This window comes from Mycoplasmopsis bovis PG45 (assembly GCF_000183385.1).
GTDB classification, from domain to species: Bacteria; Bacillota_I; Bacilli_A; order Mycoplasmatales; family Metamycoplasmataceae; genus Mycoplasmopsis; species Mycoplasmopsis bovis.
Genome location: NC_014760.1, coordinates 933,666 through 955,311, shown reverse-complemented (window position 1 = coordinate 955,311; position 21,646 = coordinate 933,666). Strand labels below are relative to the sequence as shown.

19 protein-coding genes, 1 tRNA gene and 1 pseudogene are annotated in these 21,646 nt (G+C 32.3%); 10 read left to right on the top strand and 11 right to left on the bottom strand.

All coding sequences use genetic code 4. From position 1 onward, the window contains the following. Positions 1 to 13: 13 nt before the first annotated feature. The 5 genes from MBOVPG45_RS04120 to MBOVPG45_RS04100 form a co-directional block, all read right to left on the bottom strand. Positions 14 to 2,431, bottom strand: coding sequence for a UU173 family protein (locus MBOVPG45_RS04120; RefSeq protein WP_013456444.1), 2,418 nt, complete (start codon positions 2,429 to 2,431; stop codon positions 14 to 16). Positions 2,432 to 2,620: 189 nt separating this feature from the next. Next, on the bottom strand, positions 2,621 to 3,772 hold the full coding sequence (locus tag MBOVPG45_RS04115; protein ID WP_013456381.1) for an LppA-related lipoprotein: 1,152 nt from the start codon (positions 3,770 to 3,772) through the stop codon (positions 2,621 to 2,623). A gap of 135 nt (positions 3,773 to 3,907) precedes the next feature. After that, positions 3,908 to 5,752: a ribonuclease J gene (locus tag MBOVPG45_RS04110; RefSeq protein WP_013456272.1), complete on the bottom strand. Its 1,845-nt coding sequence runs from the start codon at positions 5,750 to 5,752 to the stop codon at positions 3,908 to 3,910. A 164-nt stretch (positions 5,753 to 5,916) separates the two neighbouring features. Next, positions 5,917 to 5,992: transfer RNA gene (locus tag MBOVPG45_RS04105), tRNA-Lys, on the bottom strand. Positions 5,993 to 6,150: 158 nt separating this feature from the next. Then, on the bottom strand, positions 6,151 to 6,900 hold the full coding sequence (locus tag MBOVPG45_RS04100; RefSeq protein WP_013456123.1) for a tyrosine-type recombinase/integrase: 750 nt from the start codon (positions 6,898 to 6,900) through the stop codon (positions 6,151 to 6,153). 285 nt (positions 6,901 to 7,185) lie between these two features. Between MBOVPG45_RS04100 and MBOVPG45_RS05065 the strand changes: the two genes are divergently transcribed. Further along, positions 7,186 to 7,578 (top strand): variable surface lipoprotein, encoded by a 393-nt coding sequence (locus MBOVPG45_RS05065; protein ID WP_013456631.1) that lies wholly within the window; start codon positions 7,186 to 7,188, stop codon positions 7,576 to 7,578. Between the two features lie 258 nt (positions 7,579 to 7,836). Here MBOVPG45_RS05065 and MBOVPG45_RS04955 read toward each other — a convergent pair whose 3' ends face one another. Beyond that, complete coding sequence (locus tag MBOVPG45_RS04955; RefSeq protein WP_013456538.1) at positions 7,837 to 8,445, bottom strand: variable surface lipoprotein; 609 nt, start codon at positions 8,443 to 8,445, stop codon at positions 7,837 to 7,839. A 684-nt stretch (positions 8,446 to 9,129) separates the two neighbouring features. Here MBOVPG45_RS04955 and MBOVPG45_RS04085 point away from each other — a divergent pair. Continuing rightward, complete coding sequence (locus tag MBOVPG45_RS04085; RefSeq protein ID WP_013456109.1) at positions 9,130 to 9,888, top strand: variable surface lipoprotein; 759 nt, start codon at positions 9,130 to 9,132, stop codon at positions 9,886 to 9,888. A 164-nt stretch (positions 9,889 to 10,052) separates the two neighbouring features. Continuing rightward, positions 10,053 to 11,156, top strand: coding sequence for a variable surface lipoprotein (locus MBOVPG45_RS04935; protein WP_013456148.1), 1,104 nt, complete (start codon positions 10,053 to 10,055; stop codon positions 11,154 to 11,156). A gap of 81 nt (positions 11,157 to 11,237) precedes the next feature. Here MBOVPG45_RS04935 and MBOVPG45_RS04930 read toward each other — a convergent pair whose 3' ends face one another. After that, positions 11,238 to 11,447, bottom strand: coding sequence for a hypothetical protein (locus MBOVPG45_RS04930; RefSeq protein ID WP_041309187.1), 210 nt, complete (start codon positions 11,445 to 11,447; stop codon positions 11,238 to 11,240). Between the two features lie 37 nt (positions 11,448 to 11,484). Here MBOVPG45_RS04930 and MBOVPG45_RS04070 point away from each other — a divergent pair, with 37 nt between their 5' ends. After that, positions 11,485 to 11,709, top strand: a complete 225-nt coding sequence (locus MBOVPG45_RS04070) for a hypothetical protein (protein ID WP_041309186.1) — start codon at positions 11,485 to 11,487, stop codon at positions 11,707 to 11,709. Positions 11,710 to 12,100: 391 nt separating this feature from the next. Here the strand turns inward: MBOVPG45_RS04070 and MBOVPG45_RS04065 are convergent, their stop codons facing one another. After that, positions 12,101 to 13,117 carry an IS30 family transposase gene (locus MBOVPG45_RS04065; RefSeq protein WP_013455927.1) on the bottom strand — a complete coding sequence of 339 codons (1,017 nt, stop codon included), beginning with the start codon at positions 13,115 to 13,117 and terminating at the stop codon, positions 12,101 to 12,103. Positions 13,118 to 13,152: 35 nt separating this feature from the next. Here MBOVPG45_RS04065 and MBOVPG45_RS04925 point away from each other — a divergent pair, with 35 nt between their 5' ends. Then, positions 13,153 to 13,287, top strand: coding sequence for a hypothetical protein (locus MBOVPG45_RS04925; RefSeq protein ID WP_255762779.1), 135 nt, complete (start codon positions 13,153 to 13,155; stop codon positions 13,285 to 13,287). Here the strand turns inward: MBOVPG45_RS04925 and MBOVPG45_RS04920 are convergent. The 3 genes from MBOVPG45_RS04920 to MBOVPG45_RS04050 all read right to left on the bottom strand — a co-directional run bounded on the left by MBOVPG45_RS04920 (position 13,280) and on the right by MBOVPG45_RS04050 (position 15,592). Then, positions 13,280 to 14,005, bottom strand: coding sequence for a variable surface lipoprotein (locus MBOVPG45_RS04920; RefSeq protein ID WP_013456472.1), 726 nt, complete (start codon positions 14,003 to 14,005; stop codon positions 13,280 to 13,282). The two genes, MBOVPG45_RS04925 and MBOVPG45_RS04920, sit on opposite strands and share 8 nt — an antisense overlap. Before the next feature lie 119 nt (positions 14,006 to 14,124). Further along, complete coding sequence (locus MBOVPG45_RS04055) at positions 14,125 to 14,985, bottom strand: nucleotidyl transferase AbiEii/AbiGii toxin family protein (RefSeq protein ID WP_041309184.1); 861 nt, start codon at positions 14,983 to 14,985, stop codon at positions 14,125 to 14,127. Further along, the gene (locus tag MBOVPG45_RS04050; protein ID WP_013456322.1) at positions 14,978 to 15,592 is read right to left on the bottom strand and encodes a type IV toxin-antitoxin system AbiEi family antitoxin domain-containing protein; all 615 of its coding nucleotides are present in this window, start codon (positions 15,590 to 15,592) and stop codon (positions 14,978 to 14,980) included. Before MBOVPG45_RS04050 ends, MBOVPG45_RS04055 begins: the two co-directional genes overlap by 8 nt. Positions 15,593 to 15,774: 182 nt before the next feature. Here MBOVPG45_RS04050 and MBOVPG45_RS04915 point away from each other — a divergent pair, with 182 nt between their 5' ends. The 5 genes and pseudogenes from MBOVPG45_RS04915 (at position 15,775) to MBOVPG45_RS04895 (ending at position 21,576) form a co-directional block, all read left to right on the top strand. Further along, the gene (locus tag MBOVPG45_RS04915) at positions 15,775 to 16,323 is read left to right on the top strand and encodes a variable surface lipoprotein (protein WP_013456152.1); all 549 of its coding nucleotides are present in this window, start codon (positions 15,775 to 15,777) and stop codon (positions 16,321 to 16,323) included. Between the two features lie 210 nt (positions 16,324 to 16,533). Continuing rightward, positions 16,534 to 16,977, top strand: a pseudogene (locus MBOVPG45_RS05060) (variable surface lipoprotein); the annotation flags it as partial. 829 nt (positions 16,978 to 17,806) lie between these two features. Next, positions 17,807 to 19,453 carry a variable surface lipoprotein gene (locus MBOVPG45_RS04905; RefSeq protein ID WP_013456436.1) on the top strand — a complete coding sequence of 549 codons (1,647 nt, stop codon included), beginning with the start codon at positions 17,807 to 17,809 and terminating at the stop codon, positions 19,451 to 19,453. A gap of 184 nt (positions 19,454 to 19,637) precedes the next feature. Next, positions 19,638 to 20,597 carry a variable surface lipoprotein gene (locus MBOVPG45_RS04900; RefSeq protein WP_013456348.1) on the top strand — a complete coding sequence of 320 codons (960 nt, stop codon included), beginning with the start codon at positions 19,638 to 19,640 and terminating at the stop codon, positions 20,595 to 20,597. A 175-nt stretch (positions 20,598 to 20,772) separates the two neighbouring features. Continuing rightward, positions 20,773 to 21,576, top strand: a complete 804-nt coding sequence (locus MBOVPG45_RS04895) for a variable surface lipoprotein (RefSeq protein ID WP_013455909.1) — start codon at positions 20,773 to 20,775, stop codon at positions 21,574 to 21,576. Positions 21,577 to 21,646 lie beyond the last annotated feature (70 nt).

The window sequence follows — 21,646 nt, the reverse complement described above, 5'->3', positions numbered from 1 at the left end:
CTCAAAAAAGCAGCTAATTTACAGTTGCTTTTTCTTTATAGTTAATAACATCAATTTTTCATTTATACCTGTTTAATAGGTACTGATGGTCACTATCAAATGTGTATTTTAAGCTGTTTAATTCAGGAAAAATGTCTGAGACCATTTTTTCTACAAAGTTAAAAGTCATTATCATTGCTAGAACGTCATTATGACAATACTTTTTTAAATTTGACAAGTTATCTTCCCAAATATAGCCATCAATTAAATTAGCGTATCTTTTAATTGCAATTTCCATTGCTTCAGAGCCATTATGTACTTTCTTTAGGTCTGGGTAAGGTGTTATCATATGCTCTAGTGATATTTTTTTAGAAGTTATTAGATGCTCAACCTTTTTGATAGAGCCCATTCCTTTAAGGTCTTTTAAGAATATGTTTAAATTAAGAATTGAAGCCATTCCAGATTCTTGTGAGTAAGTTAGATTTGTTAATTCATCAGGAAGCTGATTATCGACATCATTGATTGTGAAGGTAAAAGACTTTTTATCTATTTTTGGTTCTATAATATAGTCCTTTTGACTAAACTTCACACTTGGACTATGCTTGCTAATAACTTTACTATTAAGTTTAGTTTCATCAACTGCAATATGTATATTTTGATAGATTTTTCCATCATCAAAATTCATTTTTTTACTTGGTCTTGAGAATAGTTCATATAAATCTATAGTTCTGTTGTTAATGTAGTTAGCAAAATTCATAACATCATCAGGCTTAATTGCTAATTTATTATATAGTTCCTCTGCAAATATTTCATCTGAGCTGTGACTTTGAGCTCAGGAAGCTATTTCCATATTGCGCGTGTTTTCAAAACTCTTGTTATAAACTACATATTTATCGCCTTGTCTATCATACAAGTTCTTTAGTATAGATATTAAATCAAAGATTGATATGTTCTTAGGATCGTACACTATATCCGCTTGAGTACTAGGAATAATTTGACCATTAATAGTATCAATGATTGACACTTGATTAACTATTTGTGAATACGGAGAAAAATCATCAATTACAGGCAGTAGGCTCATAAATGACTCATAGTCATATCAAACTATTTTTTGATCTTTAATGTGTAGCTCACTTAAATATTTTTCAATAACTAGTGATTTAATGAAATCGCCTGTTTTATAGACCTGTTCTACTTTTTCTATAAAGCTATTTTTCGCATTATTGAATGATTTGTCAGCATTATTATTAACAATTAAATTTAATTTTAAGTCAGTGAAAATTTGCCTATTAAAAAGGTTATTTTTGCCCAATGAAGCGAGCAAATAATTCTTTGTCAACAGGTCATTCTTACCAAAATTATTGTAATCCATATTTAAGGCTGTATTGTCATCAATATTTTTATCAAAAAAACTTAAATCAGGTTTATTGACCTTATATGCATTAATAATTCTGTTAATTATAAGATCAAAGTTGCCTAAATAAAGGTCAGGGTCAAAAGGGTTATCAACATCAAATTTAAAAAAACTGTTTCTCTTATCGGCATTTTTAATTGATTTTAAACCATAATTATTTTTTAGACACTTTATGTAATTAAATGTTGTTGGAAGTTTGCTATTTAAGTCATTAAAAGGAAGTTCATTTTTAACTAATGCCCAGCCTTGATTTATATAATTCACAAAAGGTTTACGGTCTAGAAAATAGGGATTATTTGTGTGCCTCAATGTCTGATTTATAGTATTTCATGACTCTTTTTCAATTGCATATTTGTTCTTTGACATATGGCATAGCTCAGTGCAGATAAATTTACATATTCCTTTAGTTTGTGGCATTTGTGAATCTACAATAATTACATATGCATTATCAAGGTTTATATTTTGCTTTTTTAAAATCTCATAAGAAAATTTAAGCGATAAAAGTGAGTCAATTTTCACATGCGTTGATAATTTAACAAGATACAGTCCTTTATTTATTTTATTGAAAGCAAAAGGATTAGAATAAATGACAAATTCATCAGTTTCATAGCCAAAATATCCATTTATTATCACATCGCATGTGGGATCATTTAAAAACTTATTGGTTTCATTTATTTTTGATTTAATATCACCCTTATCTGAAACTATTTTGTACCTTAAGCCTTTAAATAACTGACCAGTTGCTCATAAATTTAGCTGATTTTGAATGTTAGAAAAAATACTAGATTGAGCATTAACTGTTTGAATGCTTGTATCTAAGTTTTCATTTATGAGTCTTGTTCAAATCGAATGGCCAATGTCGGATTCATCATATTCATCATCTATTGAAAAATCATCATTAACATTTTGCTCCATCATTTCTGCAATATACTTGTTTTCAAATTCTTGAGCGGTGTGTCATAAAAAATAGTCTTGATTAAAGTAAGACTTAACAAATTTAGATTCATTTATGATTTTAGGTTTGTTCTGTTCTGCCATATTGTCTCCATATAAATCATAAATTATTAATTGTGTTGAGATAGTATAAAGAAGCATTGTTTTTCTTAAAGTGAAAAACAGTAAATTAAAAATCATTGATAAGCAAAAAATGCAGACAATGTCTGCTATTCTGCCCTTAGGTCTATAAAACAGCTATTTTTATTATTAAATATAAGTGATATAAAAAAATTAATTATCAACAGGATTATTATCAGGCAATAATTCATCAAAAGGAGCTTCGACTTGAAAACTAAATGTCACCTTCTTCTTGTCTTTAGTGCTTCTTTCAATATTTGTGTATATATTTTGAACCCCTGGCACTATAGTAAGGTTAATAGTAATTTTTAAGATTTCTTTATTTTCAGAATTTTTGTATATGTCAAACTTAACAGAATCATTATTTGGTATATCGAAAATATCATCAAAACTAGTAAGCGAGCCGTAAAACGGATAAACTATAGCTTTGTGGTCACGAGAAAATACATCAAAAAGAGTCAAATTATTATCTTTAATGTTATAAATGTTTGTATCATCTTTAATATTCAAAGGTATTTCACTTAGTAAAAAATGCGGTGTAAACAAATACCTGACAAAACGTAGCTTATTTGGATTATTTATGCTTGCAAGTGAAGTATTTTCAGTCATAGCTTTTTTTAAAGTGTGTCTAGCATAATGAATCATATGTTTTCTTCATTTTTTAGATATGTTGGCTAAATTTTGATTGTCAAATTTTAGTTTTAAAACATTATTATCGCTGTTTGTTAAGTCAAATTTTCTAAAGCCAGTAAATTTAAAACTTTGAAAATAGGTATTGTTGTTAGTATTTTCAATAGCTGTATCAGGTCTATATAAAATTTGAATGCCAAGAGTTAATTCGCCTTCAAGATCGTTAAAGCCAGCAGCCACTATTTTAGCTTCATATTTTGAAGTATATTTAGGATTAAAATTAAAGAATATTTTCTCTAATTCTTTATGAAGTGACGGCATTTCATCAATAAAAAGATTTTTCTCTTTTTTGAATAATAATCCAAAGCCAGAGTTGTCTGCATTAGTTGCGTAATCTGAGTTAGGATTTTGTTTTCTATTTGCTTCTAATTTAAGATTATTAAGAATTGTACTTCCTATTAATGAGGGATATAAACCCAATATTTCTCTAGGTAATGTTGCAGGCGATGCTAGATTGGCTCTTTCGTCAAAGTAGTTAGATGAAGTGTCTGTTATTTCTGAAGAGTTGCTATCATTGTTATTAGTTTGTTTATCACATTTAGAAGATAACAACGGAAGAACCATAGGCAAAATTACAAGTTGTGAAGATAATAATTTAGTTACTCTTTTAATCATTTATGTCCTTAAAAGTAATAGTAATGATTAAAATTATATATTTTTAACTATGTAAGTGTGCTAGGTTGGAAAAAAGGGAATAAATTTTCTTAAAAAAGCATCCAGTGAATATGGATGCCATTTTTTGAATTTAAATTATTCGTCATCTACTTCATCTCTAAAGTCTTCAGAAAATTCAATAGAAGAACCAAATATTTCTTCTTGAAGCTCTTTAAGAACCTTTTGGTTTGCTTCTCTTTTCTTAGAGTCTATATTTTTGTTTTCAAACTTAATGGTTACTTTATCAAAAAGTGGGTCATTTTCTTCTTTAACGAACAAGAACGTAGGAATAATTATTGGTCTACGACGTTTTTCCTTATAAAACAGGGCTTCTAGTCTATCTATAATCAATTGTTTAAGCTCAACGATGTTTCAATTTGCATTGTTTTTTATGCGATAAAGCACAGCACCATGAGCAATTCTTTTGGCTTCTTCAACTAAGGCTAAAGAAGTTTTAACATAAAAACTTCCACGACTAATTAAATGTGGCCGACCGACTATTTCATTTTTTTCTTTATCAATAGTCATTATAATGTTAACAAAACCGCTATTTGACAGCTCGCTTCTTTCTTTAATTGTGCTGCCTGATATGCTTAGAGTAGTTGTTCCATCAATATAGATCGGGCCATATTCAATTTTTTCATTTGTTGGAATAATTTGGTTATCTACCATATTGAATACCTGACCAATTTCAGGTATGAAAACATTCTTTTTATCAACGCCGTTTCTTATAGCACTTTCGCCATGAGCTACACACATTCTATATTCGCCATGGTAGGGAATAAAGAATTTAGGCCTAGTTAATTGGAAAATCTTATCATGTTCATGCTTATAAGCATGTCCTGAAGTATGTAGATAGCCATCAGGTCCATTTTCCTTAATAATTGCTCCTAGTTTAGATAAACGGTTAATAAGCAATTCAACAACCATTCTGTTGCCAGGAATTGGGTTTGATGAAAAAATAACCATATCACCTTTTTCAACTTTTATATTAGCATGTTTTCCATAGCTCATTCTAGACAAAGCGGCTAATTGTTCGCCTTGGCTTCCTGTTGTTAACACTACTAATTGGTTTTCAGGCACTTTTGCAATATCTCTTTTTTCAACAAAAATGCTTGAAGGAGCTTTTATGTTTCCTAATTTACGACCAATTTTTATACCTTGAACCATTGAACGGCCAAAACAAGCAACTTTTTTCTTTAATTTAACAGCTAAGTCAATAATAGCTTTAACCCTAGTTAGGTTAGATGCAAAAGCAGTAACTATTATTTTCCTTGTTGCTGAACGCATATGACGTTCTATGCCTATTAGGATGTCGTTTTCACTAGGTGAGTGCGATGGACGCATAGCATTAGTAGAGTCTGATAATAAAACAGTTAACCCCTCTTTACCTATTGCATCAAGCTTAGTGAAATCTGTATATATTTCACCTATAGGGTTATAGTCAAATCTAAAGTCACCAGTACACATAACTGAGCCATTAGGCGTAGTTACTCTAATACCAAAAGCATCTGGAATTGAGTGTTGTGCTGTTCAAAAGTCAACTTTAATTTTGCCATTACCAAACTCATGCACAGCCGATTTCTCAATTTCGATGAATTCTACTTTGTGAGTTATTTTGTGTTCGTCAAATTTAAGTTTTAGGTATTGAATAGCTATTTTAGGAGCATAAATTCTTTTTAAATGAACTTGCTTAACTAAATAAACCACACCGCCAATATGATCTTCGTGACCGTGGGTTATGAAAAGACCTTCAATGTTATCCTTTCTTTCTTTTAGGTACTTATAATCTGGGATAATGCCTTTTATTCCTGTTGTGGCAGTATCAGCAAACTTAATACCAGCATCAATAATTACAATATGTTTGTTATGCTCAATAATTAAAGTAGATTTACCTATTTCTTGCACTCCACCTATTGGTATTATACGTGTGGGTGTCATATAGCCTCCATTATGTAAAATATAATTAGTATTTGAAGTAATAGAAATTATTGCTAATGATAAAGCAATAATATTAAATCTATAATACCAAAAAATAATTTTTAGAAAAATAAAAGCAATTAGCTTGCTAACTAATTGCCTCTGGTTCTATAAATTTCAAGATATGGTACGTCGTACAGGGCTCGAACCTGTGACCCGCTGGTTAAGAGCCAGCTGCTCTACCAACTGAGCTAACGACGCATAACAAAAAAATTATAAAACAAATTTTGAGATAGCAAAATAAATTTGTATAGTATGTAAGCAGTTTTGGATTACTAATATCGGTACATTTTAAAGATGTTGTTTAGTCAATTTTGGTAATATAAACAAATTACATATATGTGCTAGTTGATAACTAATTATTTACTATTAAGCATTATTTTTTTGTAAATTCTATAATTTTCATTTTCATCTAGCTGTTGATAAGTAAATGTTGTAGCAATACTAGAGTGACCCATTTGTCTTTGAACCATCTTTGGTAAGGCGCCTTTTTTTAACATAAATGAAGCAAAAGATCTGCGCAGTGAGTGAGGACTATATTCATTTCCTAAAAGATCTTTAATTGCCTTCGAAACAGTGATATAGGACACTGTTTTTATTCTGTTTTTGAACAGTTTTAAGTTTTCATATGTTTCGGCATTATAAAAAATCTGTCTGTTTTTATTTCCTTTACCAATTACATATATTCGTTTATCTTCTTCACTAATAGTTTTTAATTCGCCAATTCTAATTCCTGTCTCAAACATAAAACGGATAAGTAGTTTATAAAAAATAATCTTAGGCTTATCATTTAGCATAATATTAGTTCTTCTATATATTTGTGCCTTTGTGAGAATAGGTCTATAAACAGATTGCATTGGCTTAACTTTTAAAATTGAGATGTCCTTGTAGTTTTTCTTTTGGTTACTGAATTTTAAATACAAAGCATATACTTGTCGATAAAGTCTCTGAGTATTAGCTTTAAGCTTTTGATCAGTTATTATTTTCATAATAGCTAAATGTTTATTTTTTTCAACTGAAAGAATATTTGCAAGTATGTTTTTATATGCTGCAACTGTACTTCTAGCTAAATTTTTGCGATCACAAAATTCAATAAAGGGATCTATCATATTAACTCCTTGAATTCATTGTTTTATCAGGCTCTAATATTGATAGACTAGCCATATAAGAAAATTAATTATCCACAAGAAAAAATTAATGATGTTATGCTCTAATTATTAGAGCCTAATAATTATCTTATTTTAAACTTTGTTATGTTTTGCTATTACTTTTTCATTATTTGCCCTATATATTAACTGATTTGTGTTTCATAAACTCACTACTTTTGATATTTATTGATAGATTTATAAAGCATTTTTAGGCTATTTATAGCCTTAAAAGGAGAGGATAAATTTATGAAAAAATCAAAATTTTTACTGCTTGGATCAGTAGCATCTTTAGCTTCAATTCCCTTTGTAGCAGCTAAATGTGGTGAAACCAAAGAAGAAGAAAAGAAGCCTGAAACACCTAAGGGACCTGAAACACCTAAGGGACCAGAAACACCTAAAGGACCTGAAACACCTAAAGGACCAGAAACACCTAAAGGACCTGAAACACCTAAAGGACCTGAAACACCTAAAGGACCTGAAACACCTAAGGGACCTAACAACTCAGATGGTTCAACTACAACTCATAGTCAAATTGATGAATCTAAAATTGCAGAAATAAAAAGACAAAGGACGCAAGCCTGAAAAGCTCATAAAGATAGAGTTGAAGCAGAGCAAAATAGAGTAATAAAATCTGTGTAATAAAAAGCTGAAAAAAGCTGACAAACCAGCAGATGATAAAGATCCTAAATCACCAGGCTAAATAAACCGGTCGTTAAGAAAAATAATGCTTAATAAATATAAGCTAGTGTTATAAACCGCTTTCGTAGAAATAAAAGCCAATGATATCTTTAAAAACATTACAGCAGAATTAGATTGATATTTTAAAAAACACAAAAAAACAAAAGCTTGTGCATAAATCCCACAAGCTTTTTAATTTTTTTGTTCGAGTTTAAGATTTTAATTTTGTTGTTGTTTCTTCGATCTTCTCATCAGCGCTTCCCTTATCAGCTTTTCAGCATTTTCCTCTTCTGGTGAAAAATGTGGTTTAGCTGGTGTACCTTGTCCTGGGTTAGTTGGTGTACCTTGATCTGGGTTAGCTGGTGTACCTTGATCTGGGTTAGCTGGTGTACCTTGTCCTGGGTTAGCTGGTGTACCTTGATCTGGGTTAGTTGGTGTACCTTGATCTGGGTTAGCTGGTGTACCTTGTCCTGGGTTAGCTGGTGTACCTTGATCTGGGTTAGTTGGTGTACCTTGATCTGGGTTAGTTGGTGTACCTTGTCCTGGGTTAGTTGGTGTACCTTGATCTGGGTTAGCTGGTGTACCTTGTCCTGGGTTAGTTGGTGTACCTTGTCCTGGGTTAGCTGGTGTACCTTGATCTGGGTTAGTTGGTGTACCTTGTCCTGGGTTAGCTGGTGTACCTTGATCTGGGTTAGCTGGTGTACTTTGATCTGGTTTGTCCGCTTCTAGTTTCTTTTCTTCTTTGGTTTCACCACATTTAGCTGCTACAAAGGGAATTGAAGCTAAAGATGCTACTGATCCAAGCAGTAAAAATTTTGATTTTTTCATAAATTTATCCTCTCCTTTTAAGGCTATAAATAGCCTAAAAATGCTTTATAAATCTATCAATAAATATCAAAAGTGATGAGTTTAAGACAAGCGCCAAGCTATATGATAGTTATTTTCTATTATTAATAATAGGAGTAAATATATTTAAGAAGCGCTTTATTTAAAAATGTTTTGTAGTTAGATTACAAATAATTAAGTCAGAAAAATATTAATATTTAATTTAACAAATTTCATATTTTGCTGATGTTATATTAAGGTTCAGATTTTGTATTAATGCTGTTTAGGTAAAACACAATTATCGATGGGAACAATTTTAAAAATTACACCATAAATAAAATTTAAATTGTTAGTTTGATGAAGTGATTTTGCAGTTTTTAGTCACAAAAACAGCATTAATATTGCATACACTACTATCTTATGTTATATTTATATAAAAAAATATAAAGTAGTTAGTTTCAAATTTTTTTTATATAATATAACCATCTATTGATGAATATTTTATGCGCTGGTAAAAGCTCACATATAAATAGCCATTAAAATGCAAAAAGGCATAAATTTTAAATTTATATGTTTGATTAAGCTTTTATTTAGTTCTTAATACTTCATATAATAAATTGATATTTATTGATAGATTTATAAAGCATTTTTAAGCTATTTATAGCCTTAAAAGGAGAGGATAAATTTATGAAAAAATCAAAGTTTTTGCTGCTTGGATCAGTAGCTTCATTGGCTTCAATTCCCTTTGTAGCAGCTAAATGTGGTGAAACCAAAGAAGAAGAAAAGAAGAAACCTGAAGGTGACCAAAAACCAGGTGGAGATAAAAATCCTGGGGAAAATAAAACACCTGGCGAAAATACAGATCAAGGCAAAAATCCAGGTGGAGATAAAAACCCTGGAACAGACAAAACACCTGAGGAAAATAAAACACCTGGCGAAAATAAAACACCTGGGGAAAATAAAACACCTGGCGAAAATAAAACACCTGGGGAAAATAAAACACCTGGCGAAAATAAAACACCTGAGGAAAATAAAACACCTGAGGAAAATAAAACACCTGGCGAAAATAAAACACCTGGCGAAAATAAAACACCTGGGGAAAATAAAACACCTATGGTAAAACCTGAGGAAGGTTCGTCAAACAATGGGATTGGTTGAGGTGAAAATCATCTTTGAGGTAAGGATGATGAGAAACGAAATGAATATTATGAAGATGAAGAAGATAAGGTAGAAGAAGAAAAATTTGATAAAGAAGAGTTAGAAGAGTTTCAAAAAGAAAGTGACGAAGCAGAAAAAGAAGACGAAGTCGACGAAGATACAGATGCTGAACAAGGACAAGGCACATCAGCTAAATCAGGAGCTAACTCAGGACAAGGTACATCAGCTAAATCAGGAGCTAACTCAGGACAAGGCACATCAGCTAAATCAGGAACAACACTCAACTAAGCAGTTCTTAAGTGTAATATAGTTCTTTTTACATCAAAAAATATAGCAAGCCAATATTGTGCTTGCTTTTATTTTTAAAATAAACTCACCACTTTTGATATTTATTGATAGATTTATAAAGCATTTTTAGGCTATTTATAGCCTTAAAAGGAGAGGATAAATTTATGAAAAAATCAAAGTTTTTGCTGCTTGGATCAGTAGCTTCATTAGCTTCAATTCCCTTTATAGCAGCTAAATGTGGTGAAACCAAAGAAGAGAAGAAGCCAGAAGTTGACAAACCAAAGCTTAGCGAAACATTAAAATCTATTACTGGTAATGATTTAGGAAAAGTACAAGTTGCTGAACAAGATAAAAGCAACAAAGAAAAAATTGAAACAGCTATCAAAGAAGCTATTGTTACAAAAGTTCCAACACTAAAAGACAAGGAATTAAATTTAAACGCTGATTTAAGCAAGAAAAGCGTAACTGTTTCTGCTAAAGGCTTCGAAGGTGAAGTTACTCTTAAATTTGAGATTGAAACACAATCAGTAGCAAAACCAAAGCTTAGCGAAACATTAAAATCTATTACTGGTAATGATTTAGGAAAAGTACAAGTTGCTGAACAAGATAAAAGCAACAAAGAAAAAATTGAAACAGCTATCAAAGAAGCTATTGTTACAAAAGTTCCAACACTAAAAGACAAGGAATTAAATTTAAACGCTGATTTAAGCAAGAAAAGCGTAACTGTTTCTGCTAAAGGCTTCGAAGGTGAAGTTACCCTTAAATTTGAGATTGAAACACAATCAGCGGAAAATCCAAGTGATGAAATGAACCCTGGGGGAGAAAATCAAACAGAATCTGACGAAGAACCAGAAGAAGAAACTGAAGGTACACTAACTGAAGACGAAGAAAAACTAATAGATAAAAATCTTTATAATGGTCTTACTCAAGATGAGAATCATATTTGAGGTGAAGATGATGATCTAGATACACCAGCTAACTCAGGCACAAAAAATCAAGGTACAGGAGCACCTAAATCACCACAACAAGGTACAGGAGCACCTAAATCACCGCAACAAGGTACAGGAGCACCTAAAGCACCACAACAAGGTACAGGAGCACCTAAAGCACCACAACAAGGTACAGGAGCACCTAAAGCACCACAACAAGGTACAGGAGCACCTAAAGCACCACAACAAGGTACAGGAGCACCTAAAGCACCACAACAAGGTACAGGAGCACCTAAATCACCGCAACAAGGTGCAGAAACTAACTCAGGCAAAAAATAGACCTTAAATTTTTATTTTTTACAAAACTCCACTCACAATTCATGTGGAGTTTTGTAATTAAATTTCTTGATCATTCGCTCATTAATTATATCAATCAATGAATCTATTTAGATGACGCTCAAGTTCCTTAAGCGCCCCATAAATGAAAGTTCAAGTGCAAAATATGTGCTTTACATTTTTTATTTTCATCATTTCATTCAAAAAACATTTTTTAGTGAGTTCTCCCGATCTATGTTTTTCGTATTTTTCAAACAAATATTTCCATTCATTAACACTTAACTGCTTAGCCATTTTTACCCACAACAAAAAAACATCAGCAAATTTGTTGATGTCTACTTTTTTGTCCTATTGTAAGAATGGTTCTATATCTTCTAAAACTGAGAAAACAAACATTGGGATAATAGATGAAAATAAAAAGAAAGAATTATTAAAAGAATTAGACAAGCAATTTTCTATTAGTCCAGACTACAATGTTATAGAAAAAGCCGTTCAGAAATACTTTAAAGAAATAAAGAAAATAGATTTTTGGTTCAATGTTCTGACAAAAAAATAGAAATTACAGCTAAAGGTGATAGCTCAAAATTTATAGGAACTATTGAGCTTAAAAAATAAATTAATGTTGCCTAAGAAATTAAAAAACAAAATTCAGTTACACTATCTGAATTTTGTTCCATAAATGAAAGTTCAAGTGCAACATATGTGCTTGGCTTTTTTATTATAGCATTTTTGCATAATATGTGGCGTATGCCACATCTACCCCTTGTTTGAAATCAAGGGGCAGGGGGTTAAAAAAATCAGATGGAACATCTGCGTAAACCCTAAATAATGTTTTGTTATACCCCCTTATTTGTAATTAAGGGGGTTAGGGGGATAAAATAACTAAATAAAATGCAAAAAATAACCATTCATTTTTTTATGAATGCAGTCAATTAAATTCACATGTTTTAATTTAAAACGACACCATAGTCATTAGCTAACTTAAATAGTTCAATTGGTTTTTGCCAATTCAAAATTTTACGTGGCATTTCATTTATTTGATTTACAACATCATCCAGTTGAACTTGAGAGATAGAATTAAAATCAAAACCTTTATGAAACATTCTTCTAATCATTCCGTTTCAATTTTCGTTTGTTCCCCTTTGAAATGAAGCATACGGTTCAGCTCTAAATATTTTAATATTTAGTCATTTTCCTAATAAACCCATTCTTTCGAATTCTATCCCGTTATCAATTGTTATAGATTTGACAATTAAATTATGATCCTGGATTATTTTTTTAAGCTTTGAAATTACCAAAAAAGCTGATTTTGATTTAATTTTAACTGCAAACCCCATTCTGGTTTGCCTTTCAACAAGTGTTAATACATTATCATATCCATTCGATCTTTTGCCTATAATTAAGTCACTTTCTCAATGACCATATTCTTCTCTTAAATCAATATATTTTGGTCTTGCCCATATTGGATATACATAGTGAGAATCTCCAATTAATCTTGAGACAACTGATGCAGTTCTTTTTCCGCCTTTTTTATAAAAAATTCTCAATCTGTCTCTAGGTTTCAATTTTCATTTTCTTGTCTTAATCCAATTAAATATAGTCCTTATCGACGGAGACGCAATATTTGGAAAAGTTTGCTTAATGTATCGAGCTGTTGCAACAATTCCGTAAAATCTTTTATCGAATTTTTCTAAGAAAAATTTTTCAAATTCAGCATATTCAAAATTACTCGTAAATTTAAACAAGTATTTGTGCGAATGCCTATTTAATGCTTTCTGCTCTGCTATTTTACATTGATATGAACCGCTAAAAGCAGTGTTGCGTTTTAATTCGCGACTTACTGTGGATGGACTTCTGTTTAACTGTCTAGCTATAGATCTAATAGAATACCCAGATTTTATTTGAATTTCAATAAATGCACGTTCATCATATGTTAGATGATTATAATTTTTAGTATAATTCATATGAAAGTTTCCTACTGCCAAGTGTGGAACTTTTTTTGTTTAAAAATTCAAGTGCTCCACAATTAAATTTTACCTTAATTGGTGTTGCACTTGAACTTACAATCAAGCAACAAAATTCAGTTACACTATCTGAATTTTGTTTTTTAGTTGTTGATTGTGGCTTTAATTAGTTTGATTCGTTTTATCAAATATTTCTTTAAGTCTTCTTATTTTTTCACGATCAATTTTTTGCCGAATTGTGCTGCTTGATGATCCATTAGCTGGCTCGTCTGTAGTTTTATCAGTTTCAGATTTTTCTTTGCTATCTTTATTTGTATGAGTCTTATCAGTTTTGTTTTTGTCTTTTTCTAACTTGTTTTTATCATTGTCTTTTTTTATATCATCACCAGGCTGTTTGTCTGCTGGTTTGTCAGCTTCAGGTTTCTTTTCTTCTTTAAAAGTAAAAATTATTACTTGGCCATTAGATAAAGTAACTTTAGCTTCGTGTTTCTCGTAATTAACATCTAAATTAAAATTTTGTGTTTTTAAGATACCAACAATTTTGTCTCTTATATCTTTTTGCCTTACTGCATTTGTTATTAAACCTTTTGGAAAAGAGCCCAAGTTTTTATTTATTTTTGAATCATCAATTTTAGTATTTTCGACTTTATCTTTTTCAGATTTTTCTTGGTCTTTTTTATCTTTATCAGTCATGTCTTTTTCGTTTTTGTCTTTGTCTGACTTGCTTTTATCATTGTCTTTTTTCATATCATCACCAGGCTGTTTGTCAGCTGGTTTGTCAGCTTCAGGTTTCTTTTCTTCTTTGGTTTCACCACATTTAGCTGCTACAAAGGGAATTGAAGCTAAAGATGCTACTGATCCAAGTAGTAAAAACTTTGATTTTTTCATAAATTTATCCTCTCCTTTTAAGGCTATAAATAGCCTAAAAATGCTTTATAAATCTATCAATAAATATCAAAAGTAGTGAGTTTATGAAGAAAAAATAACAAACATTACGTTTGTCAAATTTAATCATTATTTGTTAATTCATTGACCTTAATTAGTTCTAGTAGTTCTATTATTGAATTAGTAATGGCTTTAAAGTCTATTTCCTGCTGATTTGCTATCTGACTTATGTACTTTTTTCATCTTTCATTCATCAACGGATTGAAAGCAATATTGGTAATTAGTTCCAACAATTGTTGTATGTTAAATTCACTGTTCCTATTTTTGAATGTGTTATAGCAAGCATCCTTGAGCCTATTAATATCAATGTCCTTCTTTTTAAAAGTGTATATAACATAAACATCATAAAAATCTTTAAATCTTGTATTTAAGTGACCAAAAGAAAATATTGTCTCAAGCTTTTCAGATAGCATAGTTTCAATGTTATAAGCTAAAATAGAAAAATCCTGATTTGAAAATATACTTTTGTATTCATAAACAATTTCCTTAGGTGTAATGACATCGCCTGATGCAATATCTATAGAAATAACTTGTTTTATATTCTCTATTTGACATAGGACTGATATGTTAATGCCACTATATTTATGCTCCTTTCGAATGTCAGTATACTTAAGAATGTGATATCTAATTCCATCGATGTCATCAGCGTTTAATATACTTTTAAATTTTTCTAATATTTTAGAAGCACTTATCTTTTGAGTTTTTATTAGCTCCAAATCAATATCCATTGTAGCTCTTTTATCTAACCCCATAATGTTAGATAAAAGAAAACCGCCCTTGAACACAAAATTGTCTCTCTCATTACTTTTAGATATTCTTCGTAGAATGCTTTCCATAAAATATTGAATTAAAACAACATTGAAATTTGCGTTATTTTCATCAGCAGTTTTATGACACAAACTTATTAATTTATTTTTATTCATAAAATAGTTCAAATATCTCCGATATTTTTTTGTGTATGCCTAATTCATAGGCGTATTCATACAATTTTTTTCAATCTCTATTTTCATATTTAATATATGCACTAATAAGCTTAGAAAAGATTTCGCTATCTGTTTTCTTGCGTAGTTTTACAAAATCACAAATTGTTCTCTCAAAGTCATATACCTTAACTTTGTTTCCAAATAATGTTTTTGATTCAGATAGTCCAATTGAATGTTTATTCCTATCACAGTAGTAAACATTTGCATGCTTCTTAATGCCTTTTGCATTATAGCCACTGTAAACTGTAACGTCAATTTGATGCGGAAAAATGTCAATAATATTATTTAAATATAGTGCACTATAATGAGAAAAGATTAACGATTTATAGTTTTTGCTTAAGAAATAATATTCATCGTAATGTCCATCACTAAGAATATAAATGCCTTTAGCTCTTCTAATAAGAACGCCTTTTGTTATCATTCTTGTTAAATATATAGAAGATATATTGTTTTCTTTTAGTTGCTTATATGTGATAACACCGTTATTTTTATGTAACAGTTTAAAAATTGCATTGTAATATTTCGAATTTAAGTTTTTTTGTTCCATTTGTGCTTATATTATACAAGTATTTAAGCACAAAAGCAACATTAATACACTTATAAATTCTGTTTTTAATCCTTTTTTGTTTTTTTAATGAGATATCATAAACTCACTACTTTTGATATTTATTGATAGATTTATAAAGCATTTTTAAGCTATTTATAGCCTTAAAAGGAGAGGATAAATTTATGAAAAAATCAAAGTTTTTGCTGCTTGGATCAGTAGCTTCATTGGCTTCAATTCCCTTTGTAGCAGCTAAATGTGGTGAAACCAAAGAAGAAAAGAAACCAGAGCCCGACAAAAATCCAGGTGGAGATAAAAACCCTGGCGAAAATAAAACACCTGGCGAAAATAAAACACCTGGCGAAAATAAAACACCTGGGGAAAATAAAACACCTGGCGAAAATAAAACACCTGGGGAAAATAAAACACCTGGCGAAAATAAAACACCTGGGGAAAACAAAAAACCTGAGGGAGAAAAGAAACCTGAGGGAGAAAAGAAACCTGAGGGAGAAAAGAAACCTGAAGCTGAGGAAAATAAAACACCTGAAGAAGATAAAGAACCATCTGATGAAGAACTATCTGAAGATGAAAAAAAACTAATAGATGAAAATATTAAAAATGGTATTACTCAAGATAAGAATCATATTTGAGGTATGGAAGATGATCTAGGTACACCAGCTAAACCAAGACAAGGTACAGATGCTAAGGCAGGACAAAGTCCAGCAGGTAAATAAGGACAAGGTACAGATGCTAAAAAGCAGGATCTAACTCAATAAAGCGATTATTAAGTGTAATATAGTTCTTTTTATATCAACAAAAATATAGCAAGCCAATATTGTGCTTGCTTTTATTTTCGATATAAACTCACTGCTTTTGATATTTATTGATAGATTTATAAAGCATTTTTAGGCTAATTTATAGCCTTAAAAGGAGAGGATAAATTTATGAAAAAATCAAAATTTTTACTGCTTGGATCAGTGGCTTCATTAGCTTCAATTCCCTTTGTAGCAGCTAAATGTGGTGAGACCAAAGAAGAAAATAAACCAGAGCCCGACAAAAATCCAGGTGGAGATAAAAACCCTGGGGAAAATAAAACACCTGGCGAAAATAAAACACCTGGCGAAAATAAAACACCTGGCGAAAATAAAACACCTGGCGAAAATAAAACACCTGGCGAAAATAAAACACCTGGGGAAAATAAAACACCTGGCGAAAATAAAACACCTGGGGAAAATAAAACACCTGGCGAAAATAAAACACCTGAGGAAAACAAAAAACCTGAGGAAAATAAAAAACCTGGGGGAGAATCAGATTCAGATATAAACCCAAGAATTCCGCATGATGACCCGGGCTCTTTTGACAGTGCACCAGCTAACCCAGATCAAGGTACACCAGCTAACCCAGATCAAGGTACACCAGCTAACCCAGATCAAGGTACACCAGCTAACCCAGATCAAGGTACACCAGCTAACTCACAACAAGGTGCAGGAACTAAACCAGGACAAGGTGCAGGAACTAAACCAGGACAAGGTGCAGGAACTAACTCACAACAAGGTGCAGGAACTAACTCACAACAAGGTGCAGGAACTAACTCACAACAAGGTGCAGGAACTAAACCAGGACAAGGTGCAGGAACTAAACCAGGACAAGGTGCAGGAACTAACTCACAACAAGGTGCAGGAACTAACACACAACAAGGTGCAGGAACTAACACACAACAAGGTGCAGGAACTAACTCACAACAAGGTGCAGGAACTAAACCAGGACAAGGTGCAGGAACTAACTCACAACAAGGTGCAGGAACTAACTCACAACAAGGTGCAGGAACTAACACACAACAAGGTGCAGGAACTAACTCACAACAAGGTGCAGGAACTAACTCACAACAAGGTGCAGGAACTAACACACAACAAGGTGCAGGAACTAACTCACAACAAGGTGCAGGAACTAACACACAACAAGGTGCAGGAACTAACTCACAACAAGGTGCAGGAACTAACTCACAACAAGGTGCAGGAACTAAACCAGGACAAGGTGCATAAAAATACCAACAAGTTCTTAAGTGTAATATAGTTCTTTTTATATCAACAAAAATATAGCAAGCCAATATTGTGCTTGCTTTTATTTTTAATATAAACTCACTACTTTTGATATTTATTGATAGATTTATAAAGCATTTTTAGGCTATTTATAGCCTTAAAAGGAGAGGATAAATTTATGAAAAAATCAAAGTTTTTACTACTTGGATCAGTAGCATCTTTAGCTTCAATTCCCTTCGTAGCAGCTAAATGTGGTGAGACCAAAGAAGAAAAGAAACCAGAGGAAGGTAAAAATCCAGGCCAAAACACAGAGCCTGGCAAAAATCCAGGTGGAAACACAGAGCCTGGCAAAAATCCAAGTGAAAACACAGAGCCAGGCAAAAATCCAGGCGGAAACACAGAACCAGGCAAAAATCCAGGCGGAAACACAGAGCCCGGCAAAAATCCAGGTGAAGAAATGAACCCTGGAAACAATATGACACCAGGCTCAAATTCTGAAAATGGCAACAATCAAAATACACCTATCAAGAAATCTTTACCCGCTATTATTAGCAATAGTAACCAACAATTAGGTGAAATTAATAAAAATGATGGACAAAGTATCCTGGGAGCATTATTAGAAAAAAATAGATCACTTAATCTTGATAAATCTCAATTAGATGTTAAAAATATAAAAACTGCATCAGCTATAGTTTTTGCTAAAAAAAACAGTACAAAATATGAAGGTCAAATACTTGTTTCATTTAGGGTTAAAAATCACAACAGTGAGAGTACAGTGACAAAACAAAAGCTAGAAGACGCACTTAAGTCAATATCTGGAAAAAATTTAGGAAAAGTGCAAGTTTCAAAAGAAACTGAGAAAAAAGACAAAGCAAAAATTGAAGCTTCAATTAAAGAGACTATCATATTAAAAGTTCCAGCATTAGCAGGTAAAGATCTACAATTTAAAACAGATTTAACTAAAAACGAAGTTAATGTTAGTTCAAACGACTTTCAAGGTGAAGTAGTTCTTAAGTTTGAAGTAGAAGTAAAATCAAGCGAAAAACAAAAGCTAGAAGACGCACTTAAGTCAATATCTGGAAAAAATTTAGGAAAAGTGCAAGTTTCAAAAGAAACTGAGAAAAAAGACAAAGCAAAAATTGAAGCTTCAATTAAAGAGACTATCATATTAAAAGTTCCAGCATTAGCAGGTAAAGATCTACAATTTAAAACAGATTTAACTAAAAACGAAGTTAATGTTAGTTCAAACGACTTTCAAGGTGAAGTAGTTCTTAAGTTTGAAGTAGAAGTAAAATCAAGCGAAAAACAAAAGCTAGAAGACGCACTTAAGTCAATATCTGGAAAAAATTTAGGAAAAGTGCAAGTTTCAAAAGAAACTGAGAAAAAAGACAAAGCAAAAATTGAAGCTTCAATTAAAGAGACTATCATATTAAAAGTTCCAGCATTAGCAGGTAAAGATCTACAATTTAAAACAGATTTAACTAAAAACGAAGTTAATGTTAGTTCAAACGACTTTCAAGGTGAAGTAGTTCTTAAGTTTGAAGTAGAAGTAAAATCAAGCGAAAAACAAAAGCTAGAAGACGCACTTAAGTCAATATCTGGAAAAAATTTAGGAAAAGTGCAAGTTTCAAAAGAAACTGAGAAAAAAGACAAAGCAAAAATTGAAGCTTCAATTAAAGAGACTATCATATTAAAAGTTCCAGCATTAGCAGGTAAAGATCTACAATTTAAAACAGATTTAACTAAAAACGAAGTTAATGTTAGTTCAAACGACTTTCAAGGTGAAGTAGTTCTTAAGTTTGAAGTAGAAGTAAAAAGTAAATAAATTTCTTGTTGGCTTAATACCCATCACAAAACGTAGACCGTAAAATAGCGGTCTATATTTTTTATTGACAAGCTTCTGCCACAATGATGACTTGGGGGCATAAACTCACTACTTTTGATATTTATTGATAGATTTATAAAGCATTTTTAGGCTATTTATAGCCTTAAAAGGAGAGGATAAATTTATGAAAAAATCAAAGTTTTTACTGCTTGGATCAGTAGCTTCATTGGCTTCAATTCCCTTTGTAGCAGCTAAATGTGGTGAAACCAAAGAAGAAAAGAAACCAGAGCCCGACAAAAATCCAGGCGGAGATAAAAACCCTGGAGGAGATAAAAACCCAGGTGAAAACACAGAGCCCGACAAAAATCCAGGTGGAGATAAAAACCCTGGAGGAGATAAAAACCCAGGTGAAAACACAGAGCCCGACAAAAATCCAGGTGGAGATAAAAACCCTGGAGGAGATAAAAACCCAGGTGAAAACACAGAGCCCGACAAAAATCCAGGTGGAGATAAAAACCCTGGGGAAAATAAAACACCTGAGGGAAACAAAACACCTGAGGGAAACAAAACACCTGAGGGAAACAAAACACCTGGGGAAAATAAAACGCCTGAGAGAAATCCTGATGAAGGTTCGGTAAACCGTGATCGTGGTATTACTTGAGATAAAAATTATCCTTGAGGTAAGGATGATGAGAAAGGAAATGAAGATTATGAAGATGAAGAAAATAAGGTAGAAGAAGAAAAATTTGATAAAGAAGATCTAGAAGAGTTTAAAAAAGAAAGTGACGAAGCAGAAAAAGAAGACGAAGAAGACGAAGATTCAGAAGCTGAATCAGGCACAATGGCCAAAGGTCCAGGAGCTCAATCAGGCACAATGTCTAAAGGTCCAGGAGCTCAATCAGGCACAATGTCTAAAGGTCCAGGAGCTCAATCAGGCACAATGTCTAAAGGTCCAGGAGCTCAATCAGGCACAATGTCTAAAGGTCCAGGAGCTCAATCAGGCACAATGTCTAAAGGTCCAGGAGCTCAATCAGGCACAATGTCTAAAGGTCCAGGAGCTCAATCAGGCACAATGTCTAAAGGTCCAGGAGCTCAATCAGGCACAATGTCTAAAGGTCCAGGAGCTCAATCAGGCAAAAAATAACTCAATAAAGCGGTTATTAAGTGTAATACAGTTCTTTTTATATCAACAAGAATATAGCAAGCCAATATTGTGCTTGCTTTTATTTTCAATATAAACTCACCACTTTTGATATTTATTGATAGATTTATAAAGCATTTTTAGGCTATTTATAGCCTTAAAAGGAGAGGATAAATTTATGAAAAAATCAAAATTTTTACTGCTTGGATCAGTAGCATCTTTAGCTTCAATTCCCTTTGTAGCAGCTAAATGTGGTGAAACCAAAGAAGAAAAGAAACTAGAAGCGGACAAACCAGATCAAAGTACACCAACTAACCCAGGACAAGGTACACCAACTAACCCAGATCAAGGTACACCAACTAACCCAGATCAAGGTACACCAGCTAACCCAGATCAAGGTACACCAGCTAACCCAGATCAAGGTACACCAGCTAACCCAGATCAAGGTACACCAGCTAACCCAGATCAAGGTACACCAGCTAACTCACAACAAGGTGCAGGAACTAAACCAGGACAAGGTGCAGGAACTAAACCAGGACAAGGTGCAGGAACTAACTCACAACAAGGTGCAGGAACTAACTCACAACAAGGTGCAGGAACTAACACACAACAAGGTGCAGGAACTAACTCACAACAAGGTGCAGGAACTAAACCAGGACAAGGTGCAGGAACTAACTCACAACAAGGTGCAGGAACTAACACACAACAAGGTGCAGGAACTAACACACAACAAGGTGCAGGAACTAACTCACAACAAGGTGCAGGAACTAAACCAGGACAAGGTGCAGGAACTAACTCACAACAAGGTGCAGGAACTAACTCACAACAAGGTGCAGGAACTAACACACAACAAGGTGCAGGAACTAACTCACAACAAGGTGCAGGAACTAACTCACAACAAGGTGCAGGAACTAAACCAGGACAAGGTGCAGGAACTAACTCACAACAAGGTGCAGGAACTAACACACAACAAGGTGCATAAAAATACCAACAAGTTCTTAAGTGTAATATAGTTCTTTTTATATCAACAAAAATATAGCAAGCCAATATTG